Annotated in this window: 17 protein-coding genes; 3 read left to right on the top strand and 14 right to left on the bottom strand. The window is 34.2% G+C overall.

Translation table 11 applies throughout. From position 1 onward, the window contains the following. Positions 1-2: 2 nt before the first annotated feature. From CS063_RS00460 to CS063_RS00450, 3 genes are read right to left on the bottom strand one after another with little or no spacing between them, the layout of a single operon-like run. Complete coding sequence (locus tag CS063_RS00460) at positions 3-710, bottom strand: TIGR03943 family putative permease subunit (protein ID WP_099447752.1); 708 nt, start codon at positions 708-710, stop codon at positions 3-5. A gap of 20 nt (positions 711-730) precedes the next feature. Then, positions 731-2,353 (bottom strand): permease, encoded by a 1,623-nt coding sequence (locus CS063_RS00455; protein ID WP_099447751.1) that lies wholly within the window; start codon positions 2,351-2,353, stop codon positions 731-733. A gap of 12 nt (positions 2,354-2,365) precedes the next feature. Continuing rightward, complete coding sequence (locus tag CS063_RS00450; protein WP_099447750.1) at positions 2,366-3,379, bottom strand: CobW family GTP-binding protein; 1,014 nt, start codon at positions 3,377-3,379, stop codon at positions 2,366-2,368. Between the two features lie 336 nt (positions 3,380-3,715). Here CS063_RS00450 and CS063_RS00445 point away from each other — a divergent pair, with 336 nt between their 5' ends. Continuing rightward, positions 3,716-4,150, top strand: coding sequence for a hypothetical protein (locus CS063_RS00445; RefSeq protein WP_099447749.1), 435 nt, complete (start codon positions 3,716-3,718; stop codon positions 4,148-4,150). 259 nt (positions 4,151-4,409) lie between these two features. On the opposite strand, the gene CS063_RS00440 is transcribed toward CS063_RS00445, so the two are convergent. The 6 genes from CS063_RS00440 to CS063_RS00415 all read right to left on the bottom strand — a co-directional run bounded on the left by CS063_RS00440 (position 4,410) and on the right by CS063_RS00415 (position 13,227). After that, complete coding sequence (locus CS063_RS00440; protein WP_099447748.1) at positions 4,410-6,686, bottom strand: beta-galactosidase; 2,277 nt, start codon at positions 6,684-6,686, stop codon at positions 4,410-4,412. 7 nt (positions 6,687-6,693) lie between these two features. Further along, entirely contained in the window at positions 6,694-7,521 is an 828-nt protein-coding gene (locus CS063_RS00435) for a carbohydrate ABC transporter permease (RefSeq protein ID WP_099447747.1), read from the bottom strand. Next, positions 7,518-8,438 (bottom strand): carbohydrate ABC transporter permease, encoded by a 921-nt coding sequence (locus tag CS063_RS00430; RefSeq protein WP_099447746.1) that lies wholly within the window; start codon positions 8,436-8,438, stop codon positions 7,518-7,520. Before CS063_RS00430 ends, CS063_RS00435 begins: the two co-directional genes overlap by 4 nt. Before the next feature lie 54 nt (positions 8,439-8,492). Next, positions 8,493-9,863 carry an ABC transporter substrate-binding protein gene (locus CS063_RS00425; RefSeq protein WP_099447745.1) on the bottom strand — a complete coding sequence of 457 codons (1,371 nt, stop codon included), beginning with the start codon at positions 9,861-9,863 and terminating at the stop codon, positions 8,493-8,495. A 98-nt stretch (positions 9,864-9,961) separates the two neighbouring features. After that, positions 9,962-11,707, bottom strand: a complete 1,746-nt coding sequence (locus CS063_RS00420) for a cache domain-containing sensor histidine kinase (protein ID WP_099447744.1) — start codon at positions 11,705-11,707, stop codon at positions 9,962-9,964. Further along, a complete protein-coding gene (locus tag CS063_RS00415) occupies positions 11,704-13,227 on the bottom strand; it encodes a response regulator transcription factor (protein ID WP_099447743.1) in 1,524 nt (507 codons plus the stop codon). Before CS063_RS00415 ends, CS063_RS00420 begins: the two co-directional genes overlap by 4 nt. A 285-nt stretch (positions 13,228-13,512) precedes the next feature. Here CS063_RS00415 and CS063_RS00410 point away from each other — a divergent pair, with 285 nt between their 5' ends. After that, positions 13,513-14,427: a carbohydrate kinase family protein gene (locus CS063_RS00410; RefSeq protein WP_099447742.1), complete on the top strand. Its 915-nt coding sequence runs from the start codon at positions 13,513-13,515 to the stop codon at positions 14,425-14,427. A gap of 21 nt (positions 14,428-14,448) precedes the next feature. Here the strand turns inward: CS063_RS00410 and CS063_RS00405 are convergent, their stop codons facing one another. The 4 genes from CS063_RS00405 to CS063_RS00395 form a co-directional block, all read right to left on the bottom strand. Then, complete coding sequence (locus tag CS063_RS00405; RefSeq protein WP_099447741.1) at positions 14,449-14,769, bottom strand: hypothetical protein; 321 nt, start codon at positions 14,767-14,769, stop codon at positions 14,449-14,451. A 172-nt stretch (positions 14,770-14,941) separates the two neighbouring features. Next, the gene (locus CS063_RS00400) at positions 14,942-15,808 is read right to left on the bottom strand and encodes an NAD(P)/FAD-dependent oxidoreductase (protein WP_099447740.1); all 867 of its coding nucleotides are present in this window, start codon (positions 15,806-15,808) and stop codon (positions 14,942-14,944) included. A gap of 72 nt (positions 15,809-15,880) precedes the next feature. Then, positions 15,881-16,006, bottom strand: coding sequence for a hypothetical protein (locus CS063_RS17780; protein ID WP_308415393.1), 126 nt, complete (start codon positions 16,004-16,006; stop codon positions 15,881-15,883). A 93-nt stretch (positions 16,007-16,099) separates the two neighbouring features. Next, positions 16,100-16,678 carry a DUF5662 family protein gene (locus CS063_RS00395; RefSeq protein WP_099447739.1) on the bottom strand — a complete coding sequence of 193 codons (579 nt, stop codon included), beginning with the start codon at positions 16,676-16,678 and terminating at the stop codon, positions 16,100-16,102. Positions 16,679-16,897: 219 nt separating this feature from the next. Between CS063_RS00395 and CS063_RS00390 the strand changes: the two genes are divergently transcribed. Beyond that, positions 16,898-17,605, top strand: coding sequence for a DUF421 domain-containing protein (locus CS063_RS00390; protein WP_099447738.1), 708 nt, complete (start codon positions 16,898-16,900; stop codon positions 17,603-17,605). 79 nt (positions 17,606-17,684) lie between these two features. Here CS063_RS00390 and CS063_RS00385 read toward each other — a convergent pair whose 3' ends face one another. After that, positions 17,685-19,148 carry an NADP-dependent glyceraldehyde-3-phosphate dehydrogenase gene (locus CS063_RS00385; RefSeq protein ID WP_099447737.1) on the bottom strand — a complete coding sequence of 488 codons (1,464 nt, stop codon included), beginning with the start codon at positions 19,146-19,148 and terminating at the stop codon, positions 17,685-17,687. Between the last annotated feature and the right edge of the window lie 264 nt (positions 19,149-19,412).

Genomic DNA, 19,412 nt, shown 5'->3' with positions numbered 1-19,412 from the left:
ACTTACTCAAACGTTGCATACTCTTCAATGGGTGGTTCAGCCTTTTCAATAGCTATAGCTTCTATGACAGGTATTTCCTCTCCTAAAATCTCCTGCCAGTAAAGAGTGCCTGTCACCCATACCCATTCATCCTCTTTTAAGCTAGAAGCCTGGGGGCTTCGGCATACAAAACCATATGAGCCGGCATCTGCCGCACAACAAGTTATCACACGCCGAGAAGGTACAAATTCATCAGAACCTAATTCAGGATCATGAAGGACTTGCCCTTTAAGGCGTATTTTTTTGCCCTCATATAGTTTAGCTTCTTCATAGATTTTAATATACCATTTTCCAAAATCCTCATCTGCTATTTCTATCCTATCTGTTTGACTAAACGTTTCTGCTTTTCTCTGCTCCTTACTTTGTTGGCTCATCGTTTCTATCGCTTTATCTTTTCCAATCACTTTTTCGCCTACTACAAGTACCATTAGTATGACTAAAAGTAAAAGAGCTGGCATCATCTTTAAATGATGACTTGGCTTCCATACCTGCGGTATTTCAAAGAACGTCATTCCACTTAATAGCATCAGTGCAATAGCAATGTAGGGCACCATTCTAGGATGCATATACGTTGCCCAATTGCCATTTAAAAGAAGTTTACCAAAAACTCCACCTATTCCTATTACTACAAGAAGCTTAAGTAATACCCCAACATTTAAATACCGTTTCATCTTTGCCCCCTATTCCTTATTTAAAGCCATACATTTACTAGTGAAAAAATAATAAATGAAAGACTAATAACAATCCCACAATAAAGAAATATAAACTTCTTTGAAAAGTGTCCTAGCATTAAAAATAAATTTTTAATATCTAGTATAGGGCCCATTACCATATACCCTACAATCCCACTTAGCGGTATAACCCCTAAAAATCCCCTAGCGATAAAGGCATTAGAGCTCGCACAAACCGATAGAAACAAGGAGGCTAAAAACATTAGACCAAAAGAAGCTGTAAAATTCATACCCTCCTTTTGAAAAAATTCGAGCCCACATACTTGTACAATAGAAGAAATCAATGTCCCCATTACCACATAACCCATAATTCGCAAAAATTCTAACATACTATGTCTAAAGACTGCTTCTACCTTCCCCAAGCCTTCTTTAAAATAAAGTTCTCCTAAATACCCACTTTGGCAACTCCCTCCAATACCTTGCTTAGTAACAGTTAGCTTCTTGCCTACGATTCGTTCTAGTATAAGACTACTGCAAAACGCCATTAAAAGTCCTGTTCCAATACGATAACCTATAAGCCACTGACGTGTAGGAAAAGCATAAGAGGTAGAAAGCCATACAATAGGATTCATAATGGGTACTGCCAGCATAAAGAGCATTGCTTTTGAGAGAGGTACTCCCTTTTTTAAAAGACCCGAGGTAATAGGTACTATTGCACAGTCACAAACGGGAAAGAGCACACCTAATCCTAATGCCATTAAATGGCCCAGTCCCATGGGTGCATTAAATAGACGCAGAAGCAATCGCTCCGAAAGACACAACTCTAATACTGAAGCAACGACTACTCCAATGATTACAAAAGGTGTGGCTTCTACTAGTGTGTTGGTCATTAGCCGCAATACTTCTACACTTTCACTATAGTAAGGATTAAAATCTTTTTTCAAAAGAAGTAAGATGCTTAGGATACTCACTAAGAGACTCATCCCTATCATCCCTAATTTTTGCCTATTGATTTGTTTGAGCTCAGGTGATACTCTGAACCACCCTTTTATTTTTTCCCAATACCCCGCTTCACCTTCATAATAGATGGGGCAGCTTTTAGAAAGGTTATGAACTGTTAGCTCTAACCGGCTTTGTTCTTCTTTTGTCAGCTGCTTTTGTCTATTTACTAAAATAACATCCCCTTCTATTAATTGACGACTTATTAATGTACTCATATTTGCCATATAAATTTCAAAGGTAGAAGCATCTACTAGATAAAAATTCGTGCCTATAAAATAACTTGTGGGCAATTTCACCTTTAAAAGTGTACTTAGCTCCCACATCCCATTGTACTCTATTAAAATACGAGTAGGATGATACTTCTTTTCTAATTTTTTAAAAAAACTTTTTGTAAGTTCTGTTTCTTCCTCAACTATTTCTATGTTATAAATCCCTTCTATGCCATTTAAACCACTGCTCTCTTTTCCTTGATGAGAGAATGTTTTGAGTGAATGCGTATCTATTAACTTGGTGCTTCCTTCTTCACATAAAATAATTACAAGACGCTCACCTCGTGCCAACCCCTGTTGAAGACACGCTTGAATAAAGGTTGTTTTGCCTGCTTCTAGAAAGCCACTTACTATATCAATAGGTACTTGCATCACTTTTCCTCCTTAGCTAAATAGTTTTTCTAATGCTTTTTGCTGAAGTTCTGTTCCAATCACACAAAGTTTTCCTTCACATTGAGGTAAAATAGGCTGAACCCTTCCCTCCCCTGGCACAAAATCAAACTGAAGCCATTGCCCATTTTCCCCTTCTACAATGCCTTTTGCCCGAAGAATACACCCATATTCCTTCTCGTCAAGTCGTCCTAATATATGATAAAGCGTTTCTTTATTATAATGCCTTGTTGTTTCCTTGCCCCAAGTCTGAAAAAAATTATCCTTTTTTTCCTTTCTTACTTCTACCTCTTTATGTAAAATATATCTTTCCTTCTGAAATAAACCCATCTTTTTATCCAGCTTTAAGCTTGTCCCTTCCTTAAAGTCTTGTTGCTTTAAACTGCCTAATAACTCCTCTTCTAGGCTAATAGGCTTTTCTGACATGACACTTATTATGGTTTCTCCTGTTAAACGTTCCCAGGGTGTAGTAATAAGGGTAGCCTTGGAATTAAGTTTTCTCATTTCTCCCTTTGCCTGATCTACTTCCTTTGGCGTCATATATTGGGTACGACTGAGCATAATATTGTCTGCATAGATAATTTGATCCTTAAAGAATGTGGCAAAATTTCGAGAATGGAGACGATATTTAAGCCCATCCACCACAACTAAAGTTTGTCCAAGCTCAACCTCACCTGGCTTAATGACTTTATTACAAGCTTTTAAAATATCCGAAAGCTTCCCTACACCTGACGGCTCAATAATAACTTTTTCTGGCTTGTATGTCTTTAAAATTTCTTTAAGTGCTACTGTAAAATCACCCACTAAATTGCAGCAAATACACCCTGAATTCATTTCTTTAATTTCTAAACCATTTTGTTTCAGGAGTCCTCCATCTATCCCTACTTCACCAAATTCATTCTCTATAAGTGCCACCTTACCTCCTAACACTTTTTCATCTAATAACTTCTGAATAAGTGTTGTCTTTCCTGCCCCTAAAAATCCTGAAATAATATAAATTCGTGTCATCCCCTGCTCTCCTTTCTCTTTTATACACTTATTTACTGGTTTATCTTGAACTTTAACTTTCTATAAAAAATATATAATAAGCTCTAACCAGCTTGTCTTTTTAAACATATTCTTTTTCGCAATAGAATATGACTTTTGAGGTTTTATTTTAAAGAAAGCTGAAGTACCTTTTACTCAAAATAGAGTATGCACTTCAGCTTTTCTTTTCTTAAAAAAATATTATAATACTGTACGCTCACACGTTTAGTATCTCCAATAGGTTATAAACTTAAATAAATGAGGGTAAACTAAATTTAGCTTTATTAAAAACAATAATTTATAAAAGGATTGATGACAATGTATGAAGATGACACTATTCATTTAACAAAAGAATGTACTGCTGGTATTAAAATGGCTATTGAATCTATTAATGAAGTGTTAGATGCTGTAAAAGATGAAACATTTAAACAGATTTTAATAAAAAGCAAAGAAGAACATGAACAACTTCAAGAAAAAGCACATAGTATTTTGGTTTTCTTAGCTGAAGATGAAAAAGAGCCTAGCGCTGTAGCAAAGGGAATGTCTTGGTTAAAAACGAATGTGAAGCTTAGTATGCATAAAAGTGATGCTACTGTCGCAGATTTAGTAACAGAGGGTTGTAATATGGGTATTAAATCACTCCATAAATATCTAAACGAGTATCCTGCAGCTGATGACAAAGCTAAAGAACTTGCAAATGAACTTATAAAAAAAGAACAGCAACTAACTGAAGCTATAAGTATTTATTTATAACCTATTGCTTCTCTTCCTCTCTTTATATTAACTCCCTGTATTACATGCTTATCGTTACCTAATAAGAGCTGCCTATCCTCTAGTAACTTTATTTGTAGCTTTTAAGATTAAATTTTTATAAAATTTATTTTAAAAGGATTTTTTCTAAGCTTTTAGTATAGATAGCATGCAGAAGACCTCTTCTACCTACATAGATAGAAGAGGTCTTCACTTTTGCCCTATACGTACTAGGTAAGTGCTGGTTTAACTGCACAATTTTCTATTCGAATTGCTTCAGTGAAAGATGTGCCTCATATATCGGCTTTGCATTTACTGAAATAAGCCTTCCCTTTATTTCCTCAACTTCCTCCATACGTGCTGCCATAGCTGATTCTACATTAACCTTTACACCTTTTTTAAGCGGAGTAATATAAATGGTTAAAGGATAATATTTTAAGGCTTCTGCATAAGTTTTCAAACCTATTTCCCACATACCACCATTATAGAAATGATCATGAATCATCTCTCCATTTATAAAAGCCTGCCCAATATCTCCTTCATATTCGATTTGTAAAATAACATCCTTTGAACCTGCCATTATGTCTTCTGGAATAGTAATAGTATATCTTGTAGGTCCCACCTGAGCTATTTTTAGTTCCACTTCTTTTTCTAATGCAGTTATTTTATAAAGCCCCCACATCGTATCTTGACTTTCTAAACGTGTAATTTCCTGACTTTTTTGCAATACATTTGCTGGAAAAATAGAAATAGTTGTCTCAGCTTCCTCTGTTTCCAATCGAATGTCATTTTTATCATTTAATAGTGCTCCGTTTGTAATAAGCAATATCTTTATGTCATCTTGTTCAATCTGATATAAGTTATTCATAATCTCTCTAGAAACAGTATAAATCTTACATTTCTTTTCTTCCTTTGTTATCGAGTAACAATTGCCATAAAGATGAGAACTACATTCTATATTTACTCCCTCTTCAAATACAAGCTTCTCTTCCATCCCCTCTGGAATCATAAATAAGTAGGTAGCCTCACCTTTTTCCTTCCATGTTGTAATTGGTTGAGCTAATGCATATTTTAGACAAATTCCATCTAAATCCATATTAAAAGGAAGTATACAATTTTCCTCTGGTGCCAGTGAAATAGGTTCTATTCTTATTACTTCTTCTTGAAGTTTAAGAACTACCGTTTCATCTTTTTTCTCTTTTGTCCTTACATGATCCTGGAAGTTATTTAAGAATAAAAAGCCTCTATTATCTTTTATACGCACTGCATAGCGTAACTGTTCTACATCTTCTGGTAAAATATCCATTGCACCTTCTGGCAAAATGGTAGTTGTTTGACAAAATTCTTCACCAAAACTCTCTATAAAATAATGCAAAGCCTTTAAACGCTTATAAGATTCTCTTAATTGCCCAAATTCCCCAATAGCTGCTTGATAGTCATAATTTAATTTAGGAACTTGACTCTCATTTAAAAACTCTGTCTTTTCCCCTTTTGGGTTCGTTCCACCTTTAAATACATAGTACCCAAGGAAATTGCAACCAGATGCCATTTTAATATTAGCCATTGCATCTACACTTTTATAAGGAAGCTGAAAACGGTAATAATAGGAGCACATCATCCCTCCTCCCATTTCACAACAGGCATAAGGCTTCTCCTCTGGTTTATAATAGGGACTAAAATCCTCCCATGCAGGAATATCATTATTATGAAAATCAGAATAATGATATTCCTGTGTTGCAGGATGCTCCCCACTATAAGAATAAAATAACCAAGGCCTATAAGCATAGCCTCCCCATAAAGGAAGCATTTCTTTAGGAGTGGCAGCTCCTCCCCATGCTGTACAGGTATAAAAAGGCACAACAATTCCTGCTTCTATAGCTAGCTTTTGTATGGCATACATATAGTTATTTCCTTCATGTCCTAAAGACACCCATTCATTAGCAACACCTGTTGTCACTTCCCAGGGTGCTGCAGAATGCTCATATTCATTATCTATTTGAGCAGCAATAATGGGTCCTCCATCTTTGAAATAGAGTCCTTTCATTTGTAAAGCTAACTGCTCAAATAGACGCTTAACATAATATAAGAATCCCTCATTTGTTTCTCGTACTTCAAAAGGCTTACCATAAAGCCAATCAGGTAAACCACCATTCCTTACTTCTCCATGGTCAAAAGGACCAATCCTTACAATGACATACAGACCTATTTCTTGGCATAATTTTATAAATCTCCTTAAATCACGTCTCCCGCTAAAACAAAAGTCTCCTTCTTTTTCTTCATGATGATTCCAAAAAATATAGGTGGATACAATATTGATTTTAGCCTCCTTCATCTTTAGTAGTTCATCTCGCCAATAGCTTACATCACACCTTGTGAAGTGAAATTCTCCACACACACCATAATAAGGCTTTCCATTTTTTTGCATATAATAATTTGTAAATCCTAATTCTCCTCCTACTGGTGACTTCCCATAAAAATTTTCACCTAAAGAATAAATGTTTTTCTTCTTGGTTTTACTTAAATCTATTGTATAAATCATTTGTCTCTCACCCTTTAACAGCCCCTGCTGCTAATCCCTTAATAAAATATTTTGAACCTAGTGCAAAAATAATGAGAATGGGAAGTACTGAAATCGCTAAAGCTGCACCTCTCGCTCCCCAATCTTGTGTATAAGCCGTAGCCAATGTTTGAATCCCTAATGGAATGGTAAATTTAGTACTTTTAGTTAAAACAGTACTTGGCATTAAGAAGTTATTCCATGACCACAAGAAGACTAGCATAAATAATGTTCCTATTGCAGGCTTTGTCATAGGAAGAACAATACTTATAAAGGTCCTGAATTCTCCTGACCCATCAATCCTAGCACTTTCAAGTAATTCCATTGGAAATGAATTTTTTAAATACTGCATAAGAAAAAACACACCATAAGCACTTGCTCCCCATGTCAAAATAAGTGGAGCATGTGTATTAATAAGGTTTAAATTTTTCATTTCAATTGTATATCCGATTAAACTAATTTGTGCTGGAATCATCATACTTGCAATAATGAAGGTCGATAAAAAATTTCTTGCTCTAAAACGATAAACAGTAAGTGCATAAGCTGCCATTGCACTAATCATCACACATAGCATTCCAGATAAAGCTGCTGTATAAAAACTATTCCAGTAATATTTAAGAAAACCACCTGAAATAATTGTCTCTAGATTTTCTAATAATCGACTTCCCCATACAAATATATCTCCTCTATAGATTTCACTGGTACTGTGTGTTGCCATAGAGATAATAAAATAAAAGGGGATCATAGAAATAATACTGACTATAACAATAGGAATTAAAAATAATACTTTTTTCAAGCTATTTATTTGTTTTGTCATGACTCTTCCTCCTTGCGATTAATAATTCTTGAAACAATTAAGCTCACCACAAGAACAACTAAGAATAAGCCATAAGATATAGCTGCACCATAACCTAGTTTAGTAGAGCTACGGAATGTCTGATCAAAAAAGTAAATCATACTGGTCATACAAGAGCGTTCTGGACCACCTACGCTACTATTGATATTACTAAATAGCAAATAAGGCTCATCAAAAAGCTGAAACCCACTAATAATACTGGTTAAAATAAGAAAAACAATAATCGGTTTTAAGTATGGAATAGTAATCTTAAAAAAAACTTGAACTTTATTAGCTCCATCTACCATAGCTGCCTCTGAAATCTCTTCAGGTATAGTGGATAAGCCTGCCAAATAAATCAGTAGGTAATATCCCATATTTTTCCATACTATAAGAATAATAACAACTAATCGAGCAGTTGCTCCACTTCCTAACCAGTTTATTCCTTCTTCTAAAATACCTGCTTGAGTTAAGATAGTGTTTAAAATTCCTGTTGACCAATCAAATAGAAAAGAAAAAATAATACCAATAGCTACTGGAGTTGTAATATAAGGTAAAACATTAATCGTTTGAAACAAACGACTTGTTTTATTTAAACGATAAAGTAGGACGGCTAGTAAAAGTCCTCCAAAAATCAAAATAGGAATATAGATAAACATAAATAAAAAAGTATTCCCTAATGATTTATAAAAAAGCTTATCACTCATGAATAACTTTATATAGTTAATAAGCCCTATAAATTTCCGGTTAGCTACGCCTGAAAGACTGTCCCAATCTGTAAGGCTAATAATACAGGAATAAATAGTGGGATAAATAAAAAATGAAAAATAGAATAGAAAATAAGGTGCTAAAAATAGATAAGGCCATTTCCTAAGTGAATCTTTTTTTAAACTGTTCATAATTTCCTCCTTTCAATAAAAGGACGCTGTCATCACAACGTCCTTTACTTATTATTATTCCACTTTATAGCCTGAAAGCTTAAGTTCTAATTCCTCTTTCAGTTTCTCTAATGCCTGATCAGCCGTCATATTACGGTCATTATTTAAAGCAGTGGTAATTAAGTTTAAAGTCTCATGAATGATATTATCATCTAAATTCATCTCTCTTGATTTAATGTTTGGAATGATTTCATCTAAGAAATATGCACCTAAATCTTGGTCGCCAAACCATGCACTTTTATAAACACGTAACTCTGGTTTTTCTTCATAAGGCTTAATAGCTGACGTTAAAAAGCCAACCTTATTCAAGGCTTCTGCACCTTCTGTCGATAACGTTGCAAATCTTATAAATTCCCATGCAAGACGTTTATCTTTACAGGTCTTAGAAATACCTAGTGTGGTTCCTCCCCAGCTGATATTGCCTTCTGGTGCATTCATAAGTCCCCAATGATTAGCATCTTTACCTGTTGGGTCATTAGGTTCGATAGTAAATGGTACAGACCAGGTTGCACATCCTGCAAAAATATGTTTTCCTTCTCCATAAGACGCATACCATGCAGGCGTCCATGCCTCTAACTTATCGACAATATTACTGTCACGGAACTCACATGCTAACTCTAAAGAACGTTTCAAGCTATCTGTTGCTTTAATTACATTCCCTTCAATCCATGATTTCCCTTCTTGTTCTCTAATGAACTGCTGTGCATCTCCAACTCCTGGCCACATGTAAATTTGTCCACCACTTTTTTCATAAACCTCTTTTCCCTTTTCAATAAAGGTTTGCCAATTGGGAAACATTTTTTCTAATTCCTTTGGATCATCTGTTCCAAAATATTCTTTTGTTAAATCTTTACGGTATGCTAATCCGGCAGGTGATAAACATTGTTCAATTCCACATACATCACCTTTTGAATTTACCATTTTCGGATGGAGATACTCATATACCTCCGAAATATTAAAGTTATAAGGTGCTTGATCTAAAGCCTCCCACATATCCAATTCAAAGACCTTTGCACGTGAATCAATAATGGCCCATGCAATATCTGGCAGTTCTGTTCCTGTTGCTAATGCTGTTTGGTATTTTTGTAGTAAGTCTCCATTTGCAACGGGTGTATATTCAAACTTAACATTTGGATATTTCTTTTGGAATGCTTCCGTTACAGCTTTATAGTAAATATCATCCCATCCCCACATGGTTAACGTTCCTTCATAATCAGATGGTAAAGCTTGACTATAGTCCTCTCCTACAATCTCAGTATTCCCCTCTACCTTTGCTTCCTTTTTCTCTGTCTGCGAGTTTTTCTCTGTTCCACATCCTGTCATTAGTCCTCCAAGCATACCTACTCCCATTATCAATGCAACCATTTTTTTTATGTGCTTGTTCATATTTCGTATCCTCCTTCACTAAGTATGCCCTAAGCCTATCACTTTTTTAAAACCCTTCCTATATCACAATCTTTATATTATGTTTATATTCTATATTTTTAATCTTTTTTATGAATAGGTAAACGAAGTAGGACAATGGTACCACCTAATTCCTTTCTTCTTATTTCCATGCCATAAGGTTCCCCATATAAATAGCAAATTCTATCCCTTACATTAGCAACCCCTATGTGCTTACGACCATTCTTTATATAACTATTTTTTGCATCGGTATTAAACCTTCTTAATTGTTCTTCCTCAATACCTATCCCATTATCCTCTACTGTAATCCAAAGACTTCCATCTTTCTTTTCTATCTTAAGCTCAATCGTTCCTGTTTGCTCCGTAGGAAGTATTCCATGTAAAATGGCATTTTCTATCAAGGGCTGAATAATTGTCTTAGGTACTATAAGTTCCTTTAACTCCTCTTCACACTGTATAATCATTTCAAACCTATGCGGATAGCGATATTTCTGAATAGTTAAATAACATTCTGTAAGTTCTAATTCCTTACGAATAATTGTATTAATATGTTGTTCCCCTATATTTAAAGTTTCTTGTAAACTATAAATTAAGGCCTTTACTATCTCTACAATTTTTTGATTTTTTTCTGCCACTGCAAGATAAACAACTGTATTGAGTACATTATAAAGATAATGAGGATTAATTTGTGAAAGCATAATATCAAATTCCATTTCTTTCTTTTGCTTTTCATATTTCATCTTATCTTCAATCCCCTTGCAAATTTCTTTCAGCATTTTATCAAAACATTCATATAACGTTTGGATTTCATCATGTGTATAAACCATTTCACACATTTCCAACTTATTATAATCAATATGTTCCATCTGCTCTGACAACCGAGTAATAGGCCTAATAATATTTTCCATAAGCCTAGAAGTAGATAGTAGCATTAGTCCTAATGAACCTAAAAAAATCAATACAAAAAATTCTAATACGAATTTACATCTCTCCCATAAATAGTCATTACTAATCAAAGTACATAAGATCCAGCCTGTAGATTCTACTTTTTCATAAATGAGATATCCACCTGTTACTCTCTTTACTTCTTGTTTTTTTAGTCTACCTTCCTCTGCCATAAATACTTTTATTTGTTCTGTCTCTCCCTTACTATAAAGACATTTTTGTCTATCATCTATTAAATAGACATTTTCATATTCCTGTCCATAAATTCGTATCTGCTTTAAGAAATATTCCAAGTAGATTTCAAGATAAAGATTTCCTTGTTTTTCGCCGAAATGGTATTTATCCCACATTTCACTTTTGTAGCAAATAACAGGTTGAATAGTGCCCGTGTCCAGTCCAAAATAAGGATCGGAAAAACGTTTGCCAGATTCCTTAAATGTTTTAAAGTCCTCATTTTCAAACTTACGATTAAGGTAATCTGCTTCTAATGAACTTCCACTACTGCTATAACGTCTCCCATTTTTTAATTCTAAAAAAGAACATCCGATATATGTACGTAAGCTATTATAAAAAATTAATCTTTTAGATATCGTATCCATATTCTTTATGCGTTCATATTCATTTTCAAAGTATTCTTTTCCTAATTGTTCTTGCATCACTTCATCTACAATCATGCTTTTAACCGCAGACTCTATATCTTCAACCATAAAATTAATTTGATTCAGTACTTGATGCATCTTTGATCTTTCATCTGATATCTTTTGGTTCTTAACAATATTTTCAAAATATAAATAGGTAATAGCTGTACTTGCTATCATAGCAAAACTAAGTACTAGAAAAATATTAAGCAGGATCCTTTTTTTCAAGCGCTTCTTTTTCATTTTTTCGGCTCCCTTTTATAATCTTGTGGCTTCATGCCCACATTCTTTATGAAAATCTGACTAAAATATTGGCTTGTCTTATATCCTACTTGCTTAGATACTTCAGTTATATTCATTTTTCCTTCTAAAAGTAGTTTTTTTGCTTCCCCTATTCTATAATTGGTCAAATACTTCAAAAAAGTAATTCCTACTTCTTTCTTAAATAGTTGTCCCAAATAAACACCATTCATTTGGAATTCTTCTCCTATACTTTCTAAGCTTATTTCTTGATTATAATTTTTGTAGATATAACGCATCATATCTATTACCAATTTACAATATTTTTCTCCATTTCTTTCATAAATTTCATCCCTTATATCTGTTATACACTCTATATAATAATGTTGTATTTCTCCTACTTTGCATAACTCTTCTCGTGAGCTTTTTCTTTTTATGCCTTCTTTTTCTTCTATTTCTCTTACTAAATTTTCTACTGCATGCAATAACTCCTTAAATGCTCCTAAACTATAACCATAATACTCTGTCATGCCAAATAGATGACCTATAAAGTCCTTAATAGATTCACTTCTTTCATAAATCATTGTTCGTAATTCTTCTACTTGCACATTCCAAGCAATACGCTCTTCTTTTCCAGCTGGCTGTAGCTTATATAAATTATAAGCACATTGCGGCTTCCAAAAGGCTGCATATCTTATTTGAAAGGAAATCTTTTGAAAGATACTACTTATCTCTAACCGATTAATCTCTTCACTATAAACAACGTTAAATTGACAATTAGAAAGGCTTATTAAACATTCACAAATTTTTTCGCATTTTCTAAATATAAGGCTACTTACTATATATTTACTTGTGGTATTTTGTATTTTATACAAAACAATAAGGTTATTAGGTGTGATTTGAACATCTGAAACATAGTACACTTTTTCTTCCATCTCTTCCTCTATTACCTTTTTCACCTCTTGCAACTCATATGTTTCCCATTTCGTCTCATTAAACATTCCTCTTGAAAATAAAAGATTTTTATGTACCATTACCAGAAAGAAACGATTACCTATTTCTAATTCCGTTATTCCTTCCTCTACTTGGTTATAGATTAATCGATTAGTGAAATACTCCCTATAAATCTTCTTTCTTTTTTCTCCTGCTTCTAGTTTCTCACGTACCAATTTTAATTCCCTAATTAGAATCTCTTCATTTAATTCATGCTTTAGCAAATAGTTAGCCACTCCATATTGTATTCCTTTTTGTGCATACTCAAAGTCTTTATAGGCAGAAATTAAGATAATCACTACATCAGAATTTTTAGCTTTTAACTGCCTTGCTAGTTCAAGTCCATCCATCCCCATCATACATATATCCGAAATGACAATATCAGGTTTATGCTTTTCATATATGTCTAATGCCTTTTTACCATTAATAGCACTTCCAACAATCTTGTAACCTTGTGATTCCCAGTCAATTAAGTGAGTAAGATAGTCTATAGCCAGTACTTCATCATCTACTAACATCACCTTCTGCACTATTATCACTCCTTTTCTATCTATAAAATATCATAGATATTACTTATTATTTAGTGAATTTCTATATTTTTTGTTTAAATTCTATATATTTAATCTTAAGTGAAGATTTTCCAACTCTTTCTCATCTTTTCTACTAGATAAGTTGCATTAAATATATTTTAATTTTTTATTGAATTTAAAATTTATTAAAAGTGAATAATTTTACACTAACTTCGCAAGTATTTCCCTTTATAAATCTATTCATTCTGCTATACTAAGCACAAATAAATAAAGGGGGATTTATAAATGGGAAATTATGATGTCTATTTATATGGAATGATCTTAAAAACACATAGCTTCTTATTAAAAGATAACTTTCCAGAAGCAGATACCTATGGGGAGTTTACTGAGCACTATGTCTTACCTGGTGGAGAAACTGGAACCTGTGCTACTGTTTTAGCAAGCTTAGGCTGTTCTATCAAGATGGATGGCAATTACATGGGGACCGATGTTTATCCACTGATTCAGAGTTTTTATAAAGACAAAAAAGTAGACCTAAGTGCCCTCTTTTTTGAAGAAGGTTACGAAGGTCTACAGGATTATTGCTTTATTGATCATACTACGCGTACACCCTTTGGACAATTTGTGGGTTACTTTTCAGATGTGATTAAACGCTGGAACATGCCTAAAGAAGAGGATATTAAAAGAGCCCAAATTGTTGGACTTGATCCTTTTTTCCAAGAAGCTTCCGAAAGAGTCGCTATTCTTTGTCACAGTTTAGGGAAAAGTTATGTAACTATTGACTGCCCTTATGATAGTACTCTTCATCGCTATGCCAGCATTAATGTTCTTTCCAATGAATTTATTCATAATACCTATCCTCAAGCAGATAGGTTATCCCTTTTTGAACACTATCTTGAAAAGAGTCCTGCTCTTACTATTTTCACACAAGGTGCTAAGGAAATTCTCTATGGACGCAAAGGTGAAACACCTAAAACCTTTCAGCCTTATCAGGTACCAGTAATAAGTACTTTAGGTGCTGGTGATACCTTTAAAGCAGGCTGTATTTATGGCCTTTTAAAGGGTATGAAGGATGAAGAATTAGTTAGCTTTGCCAGCGCTACTGCTGCTATAGCGTGTACAACCTTTCCTCTTCCACTCCATCCGCCTACATTAAAAGCTATTGAAGACTTACAGAAAACCCGATTATCCATTTATTAAGTCCTTTTAATAGTTTGCTCTCTAATTAATATTTTTCTTTATTTCTTTAAACTGACTCATTATATTTGCTACAGTGTTTTCTCCTAATACCTCCATAGATTGCCCTATATAGCCCTTAACCTGTGCTAAAAATTTATCAATGAGGGTACGATTTCCCGTATGAATATACTTTTTAGTTAATAGCAATATAAGTGCTAAAGCAAAGCCTTCTCTCTGAATATAATGTGATTCCACAATTCCCCCTAATGCAAAGGGATGACAGTCAAAGGTATCTTCTAGCTCTTTTGTTAACTGTTGCGCATATACCTGTAAAGTTTTTTCTTTATTTTCTACTTGTTCCATGCCCCATTCCTCCTTACTTTTTTATACTCTACTATGAATTTTCTTGTGCTTATCTTTTATTACTTTTAGTATACCATAAATGTTAAATCATAGAACAAATCATTTGAATATTTTTACAAAAAACTGGCATAGATGATACCTATACCAGTTTTTATTTACTCCTATTTTTTATTTAAGCCTTAGCTTTGGCATCTACATAACTTGCTGCTGATAGTGCAGCGATATTACCTTCCCCTGCTGCTTTAATATACTGATAGGGCTTCCCTACAATATCTCCAGCTGCAAAGCATCCTGGAAGACTAGTTTGCATGAGTCGGTCTACCTTCACATGGTTTTCATTTGTTTCAAGACCTGGTAAAAGTGTACTTGGACTAATCGTATCTCTTAAAATAAAAATACCATCCGTATCAAGCTCTCTATTTTGCATAATAAGCTTTGTCACCTGTTGCACACCTATGATTTCCACTGGTCGATCCCTTATAACTTCTATTTTTTTATCTACTTCCACTTCTTCCCTATACATAGGAATATAGTAAACCTTATTTGCTATATCTGCTAAGAAATTAGCTTCTTCCTCTTCTTTTTTATCATAAGCAATCACTGTTACCACTTTACCTCTATAGAAATTACCATCACAAGTTGCACAGTAGCTTACACCACGCCCAAGGAATGTATCCTCTCCTTCAAATCGTTTGCCCACTTGTACTCCTGTTGCTAAAATAATCGTCTTACTTTCGAAGATCTCATTATTGGCTAAAATAGAAAAGTAATCTCCCATATGATAAATATTGGTTACTTTTTTCTCAGTTATTTCAATTTCCATTTCTTTAAGATGTTCTTGAAATAAAGTTTGCATTTGCTGACCTGTTATGCCTGGAAAACCTAAATAATTGTTAATTTGATGGGCTTTCTCTAGCTTCATGCTTAAATGATCGTTTCCAAAAAGTATAAACTTTTTATTGCGTACTTTGGCATTAATGGCTGCTGATAGCCCTGCTGGTCCTGTTCCTATAATAGCTATATCATAGTGTGTATTCATCTGTGCCCTCTCCTTTACTTCTAAAAAGCTCTCTATTTTATTTTAGTAAAATATTTGCTAATTATTCCTGTCTTATTTTTTATTTTTAATTAAGATAAGGTTATCTTTTATTTTAGCATCTTCTCCGTTTTTTGTCCTTATTTTGACAGGTACTTTCTCCATTTGCTTTTCATGGAGAACGGCACTTAAGCTATTCATCTTTCCTTATCTCATTATACTATATTAAAAAAAAGGAACTTTTGTGCTTTTTTGCCTTTTTAGGGCTCTCACTCTATTAAAAGGCCCCATATACTATGATTCATCACTCTTGTACCTATTCATATCTTGCTTTCTCTCTTGTGCTGTTTGTTTTAATGCCCTTATATAAGCAAAGGTTTTTTCTTCTCCTTCCTCTGCTAACATACGAAGTAATTCTTCTAGCTGCTGAGAAGTATGAGGATGAATCATACCATCCCTTCTTACTCTTCCCTCTAAAAAATACTCTAGTGCACTTCTATCTGTGTATTGATCCTTTAAATAAATCTTACTCGCTGCCACACGATCACAAAACATTTCAATTACATAATTTTGTGGCATCTTTACAGGAAGAATACGTTTAGCTTTTGGGTGATAGTCTGTCCAATATTCAAAGTGGTGCTTATTTCTTCCTTTATGATGAAGCCAAGCTGCTGAATACCCTAACTCTTCCCGCTCTTTTTCATTGGGGCTACGGGTACCACTGTAATATTGGGCTCCTACCCAAAACTCAGTAGGACTATATTTAGACAAGTCATGCAAACACCCCTGCCAGAAAATACCTGCCTTTAAGCAATGCTTCATAACTTGATGACGGTGCTTTGTAACTGTTTTAAAATGTTCCCATATTTTCATAACCTCTTTACTCCTTATAAACATCCCATCTTTTCATTGTTTTTAATGAGTCCAGTCTTTACTATTCTACTCCTTTTATATTAGTCTTTATTCCTACTGTTTTCAAATACTTTCTCCCTTTTCATTAAACAAGCATTTTTTATACTTCACTTACTAAGAAGGATGAATTTTAGCTAAAAAGCTCATAATAGCTTTAAGAATTTGAAATGAGGTGTTTATATGGAAATTTTAGAAGCTATCTTAACAGCATTGGTTTCGATTGTAACCTTATTTATTTTAAGTAAATTAATGGGTAATCGAGAAATGTCTCAGCTTAGTATGTTTGACTATATTAATGGTATTACTATTGGCTCTATAGCAGCTGAACTAGCAACTTCCATGTTTACCGATGTCTTAAAGCCCCTTACAGCTATGATTATCTATGGTCTTATTACCACCTTGCTTTCTATTTGTACTAACAAATCCATTAAGCTCCGCCGCTTTATAACAGGTCGGCCCATTCTTCTCTATGACAAAGGAGAACTCTATTACAAAAATATGGCTAAGGCTAAGATGGATCTCAATGAGTTTCTGACACAGTGCCGCGTCAATGGCCAATTTGACCTCCATACACTTCAAACTGTTATCCTAGAGCCTAATGGCAAGCTAAGTTTTCTTCCTCGCTCTGATCAGCGCCCTCTTACTCCTCACGATTTAAAATTTAAGCCTTCTCAAGACTATTTGGTTGCCAACCTTATCATTGATGGACATATTATGCTTGAAAATCTCCATTATATGGGCCTTGATGAAGTCTGGCTCCAAAAGCAGCTTCAATCACAAGATGCCCCTCCCCTTTCTGACATTTTTCTTGCTACCTGTGACCGTGACCATAACGTTCACATCTATAAGAAAATTGAAACAGAAATGAAGAAGGACATCTTTATCTAAGGTCATAATATGGTAATTATCTTTTATTGAAAAATATTTTTATCTTTAATGAACAACCTGCACTTTTAATCATTTATACCTATCTTTGCAAGTTAATAATAGTGGCTTTTGGACGAGACATCGATTCAATAGAATAGCGAATGCCTTGTGTCCCTATCCCAGAAGCTTTAACACCTAAAAAAGGAAAATGATCAGGTCCCCTTTCAGTTTTATTATTCACCTGAACTGTTCCTACTTCTAGCTGATTTGCAATATAAAAAGCATCATTGATATTCTCTGTAAATACTGAGCTTTGTAAGCCATACTCCGATGCATTAGCGATTGCAATAGCTTCTTCTTTACTTTTCACACGAATAACTGGTACAACAGGACCAAAAGGTTCTTCCCAAGCTAAACGCATGTCTACTGTTACTTTATCAAATAAAGTAGGTTCTATTAAATTACCTTTGCGGGCTCCCCCAATAACTAAATTGGCACCTTTTAATTTAGCATCTTCTATAAGTTCAGTCACAAAATCTGCTGCTCTCTCATCAATAAGTGGTACAACATCTAAACTTTCATGCTCCAGTGGATTTCCTACCTTAAGCTGGCTTATTTTTTCCTTTAATTTACTAACAAGGATATCTGCCACAGGTTCCATGACAATAATTCTTTTAACAGCTGTACATCTCTGCCCCGAATAAGCATAGGCACCTGCCACAATCTGATCTGCTGTCTTTTCTAAATCAGCATCTTCTAACACAATAGCAGCATCTTTTCCTCCTAGTTCCATAAGAAGTGGCACCATTTCTGTTAACTTAGAGATATGTCTGCCAATGTCTGTACTTCCCGTAAAATTAATGAAGTCAATTCCTTTATGTGTAGTAATGTAGTCACCTATCTCACTCCCCTTGCCAGTTACCGTATTCAGTACTCCTGCTGGCACACCTGCCATTTGAAAAATCCTTGCTAAATATAAACCACTTAGACTTCCTTGTGTGGCAGGCTTAAGTACAACCGAATTACCTATCACAAGAGCAGGTGCAATTTTAGAAGCAGCTAAGTTGATGGGATAGTTAAAAGGAGAAATAGCTAGTACCACACCTAAAGGCTCTCTTGTCACAACAGATACCTTATTGCTTTTAAACCCTGGGAAACGATCTCCTGAAATACTTTCTCCTGAAATATTTTTACCACTATCTGCTGTAAACCGAATAAAATCTGCTGTACGTGTGATTTCAGCACTTGCACTCTTTCTATCTTTTCCAATTTCTAACATCATTAAATAGGCTATTTCCTCCACTTTCTCTAACAAGAGATCTGCCACTTTATTTAAAATCGTTGCCCTCTCACTTACCGGAGTAAGTTTCCACTGCTTTTGCGCCTCTTTCGCAGCCTTAATGACTCCATCTACTTCAGTAGTAGTCATAGCAGGTATGCGTCCTAATAATCGTTGATCGAGAGGTGAAAAAATATCAATAAATTGATGATTCATACTTGTTATCCACTCACCATTTACTAAATTTCTAAATTGCTTCTCACTATTTTTGACTGCTTCAAACATCTTCTAATCCCCCTTATTTAGTCATTTTTGTCTCAAGTTATTTTAGCTTAATATTAGTATGACAAACTTTGTAAAAACTATCCTACACCATTTTCTTCCTCTAAAGGCATTCCACAAGGTTGACACTCATTTTTTCCATAAATAACTTCCTCCTTAAAAAGCATCTATTTGACTTATTATACTTATTTTAACACATAAAATATGCCAACTGTCTATGAAACTAGTTTTACTTTTCAAAATAATTATTTAATTTTTTATATTTAA

Source organism: Sporanaerobium hydrogeniformans, from assembly GCF_002735925.1.
Lineage (GTDB): Bacteria > Bacillota > Clostridia > Lachnospirales > Cellulosilyticaceae > Sporanaerobium > Sporanaerobium hydrogeniformans.
The sequence above is the reverse complement of the archived record's forward strand: the minus strand, read 5'-3'. Positions and strand labels throughout refer to the sequence as shown.

What these genes read in the sequence shown, in the direction of transcription:
- CS063_RS00410 (WP_099447742.1), top strand. Translation starts at nt 13,513, where the DNA reads ATGGGAAATTATGATGTCTATTTATATGGAATGATCTTAAAAACACAT.
- CS063_RS00435 (WP_099447747.1), bottom strand. Translation starts at nt 7,521, where the DNA reads ATGACAAAACAAATAAATAGCTTGAAAAAAGTATTATTTTTAATTCCT.
- CS063_RS00395 (WP_099447739.1), bottom strand. Translation starts at nt 16,678, where the DNA reads ATGAAAATATGGGAACATTTTAAAACAGTTACAAAGCACCGTCATCAA.
- CS063_RS00460 (WP_099447752.1), bottom strand. Translation starts at nt 710, where the DNA reads ATGAAACGGTATTTAAATGTTGGGGTATTACTTAAGCTTCTTGTAGTA.
- CS063_RS00400 (WP_099447740.1), bottom strand. Translation starts at nt 15,808, where the DNA reads ATGAATACACACTATGATATAGCTATTATAGGAACAGGACCAGCAGGG.
- CS063_RS00455 (WP_099447751.1), bottom strand. Translation starts at nt 2,353, where the DNA reads ATGCAAGTACCTATTGATATAGTAAGTGGCTTTCTAGAAGCAGGCAAA.
- CS063_RS00450 (WP_099447750.1), bottom strand. Translation starts at nt 3,379, where the DNA reads ATGACACGAATTTATATTATTTCAGGATTTTTAGGGGCAGGAAAGACA.
- CS063_RS00385 (WP_099447737.1), bottom strand. Translation starts at nt 19,148, where the DNA reads ATGTTTGAAGCAGTCAAAAATAGTGAGAAGCAATTTAGAAATTTAGTA.
- CS063_RS00420 (WP_099447744.1), bottom strand. Translation starts at nt 11,707, where the DNA reads ATGAAAAAGAAGCGCTTGAAAAAAAGGATCCTGCTTAATATTTTTCTA.
- CS063_RS17780 (WP_308415393.1), bottom strand. Translation starts at nt 16,006, where the DNA reads ATGAATAGCTTAAGTGCCGTTCTCCATGAAAAGCAAATGGAGAAAGTA.
- CS063_RS00390 (WP_099447738.1), top strand. Translation starts at nt 16,898, where the DNA reads ATGGAAATTTTAGAAGCTATCTTAACAGCATTGGTTTCGATTGTAACC.
- CS063_RS00425 (WP_099447745.1), bottom strand. Translation starts at nt 9,863, where the DNA reads ATGAACAAGCACATAAAAAAAATGGTTGCATTGATAATGGGAGTAGGT.
- CS063_RS00405 (WP_099447741.1), bottom strand. Translation starts at nt 14,769, where the DNA reads ATGGAACAAGTAGAAAATAAAGAAAAAACTTTACAGGTATATGCGCAA.
- CS063_RS00430 (WP_099447746.1), bottom strand. Translation starts at nt 8,438, where the DNA reads ATGAACAGTTTAAAAAAAGATTCACTTAGGAAATGGCCTTATCTATTT.
- CS063_RS00445 (WP_099447749.1), top strand. Translation starts at nt 3,716, where the DNA reads ATGTATGAAGATGACACTATTCATTTAACAAAAGAATGTACTGCTGGT.
- CS063_RS00440 (WP_099447748.1), bottom strand. Translation starts at nt 6,686, where the DNA reads ATGATTTATACAATAGATTTAAGTAAAACCAAGAAGAAAAACATTTAT.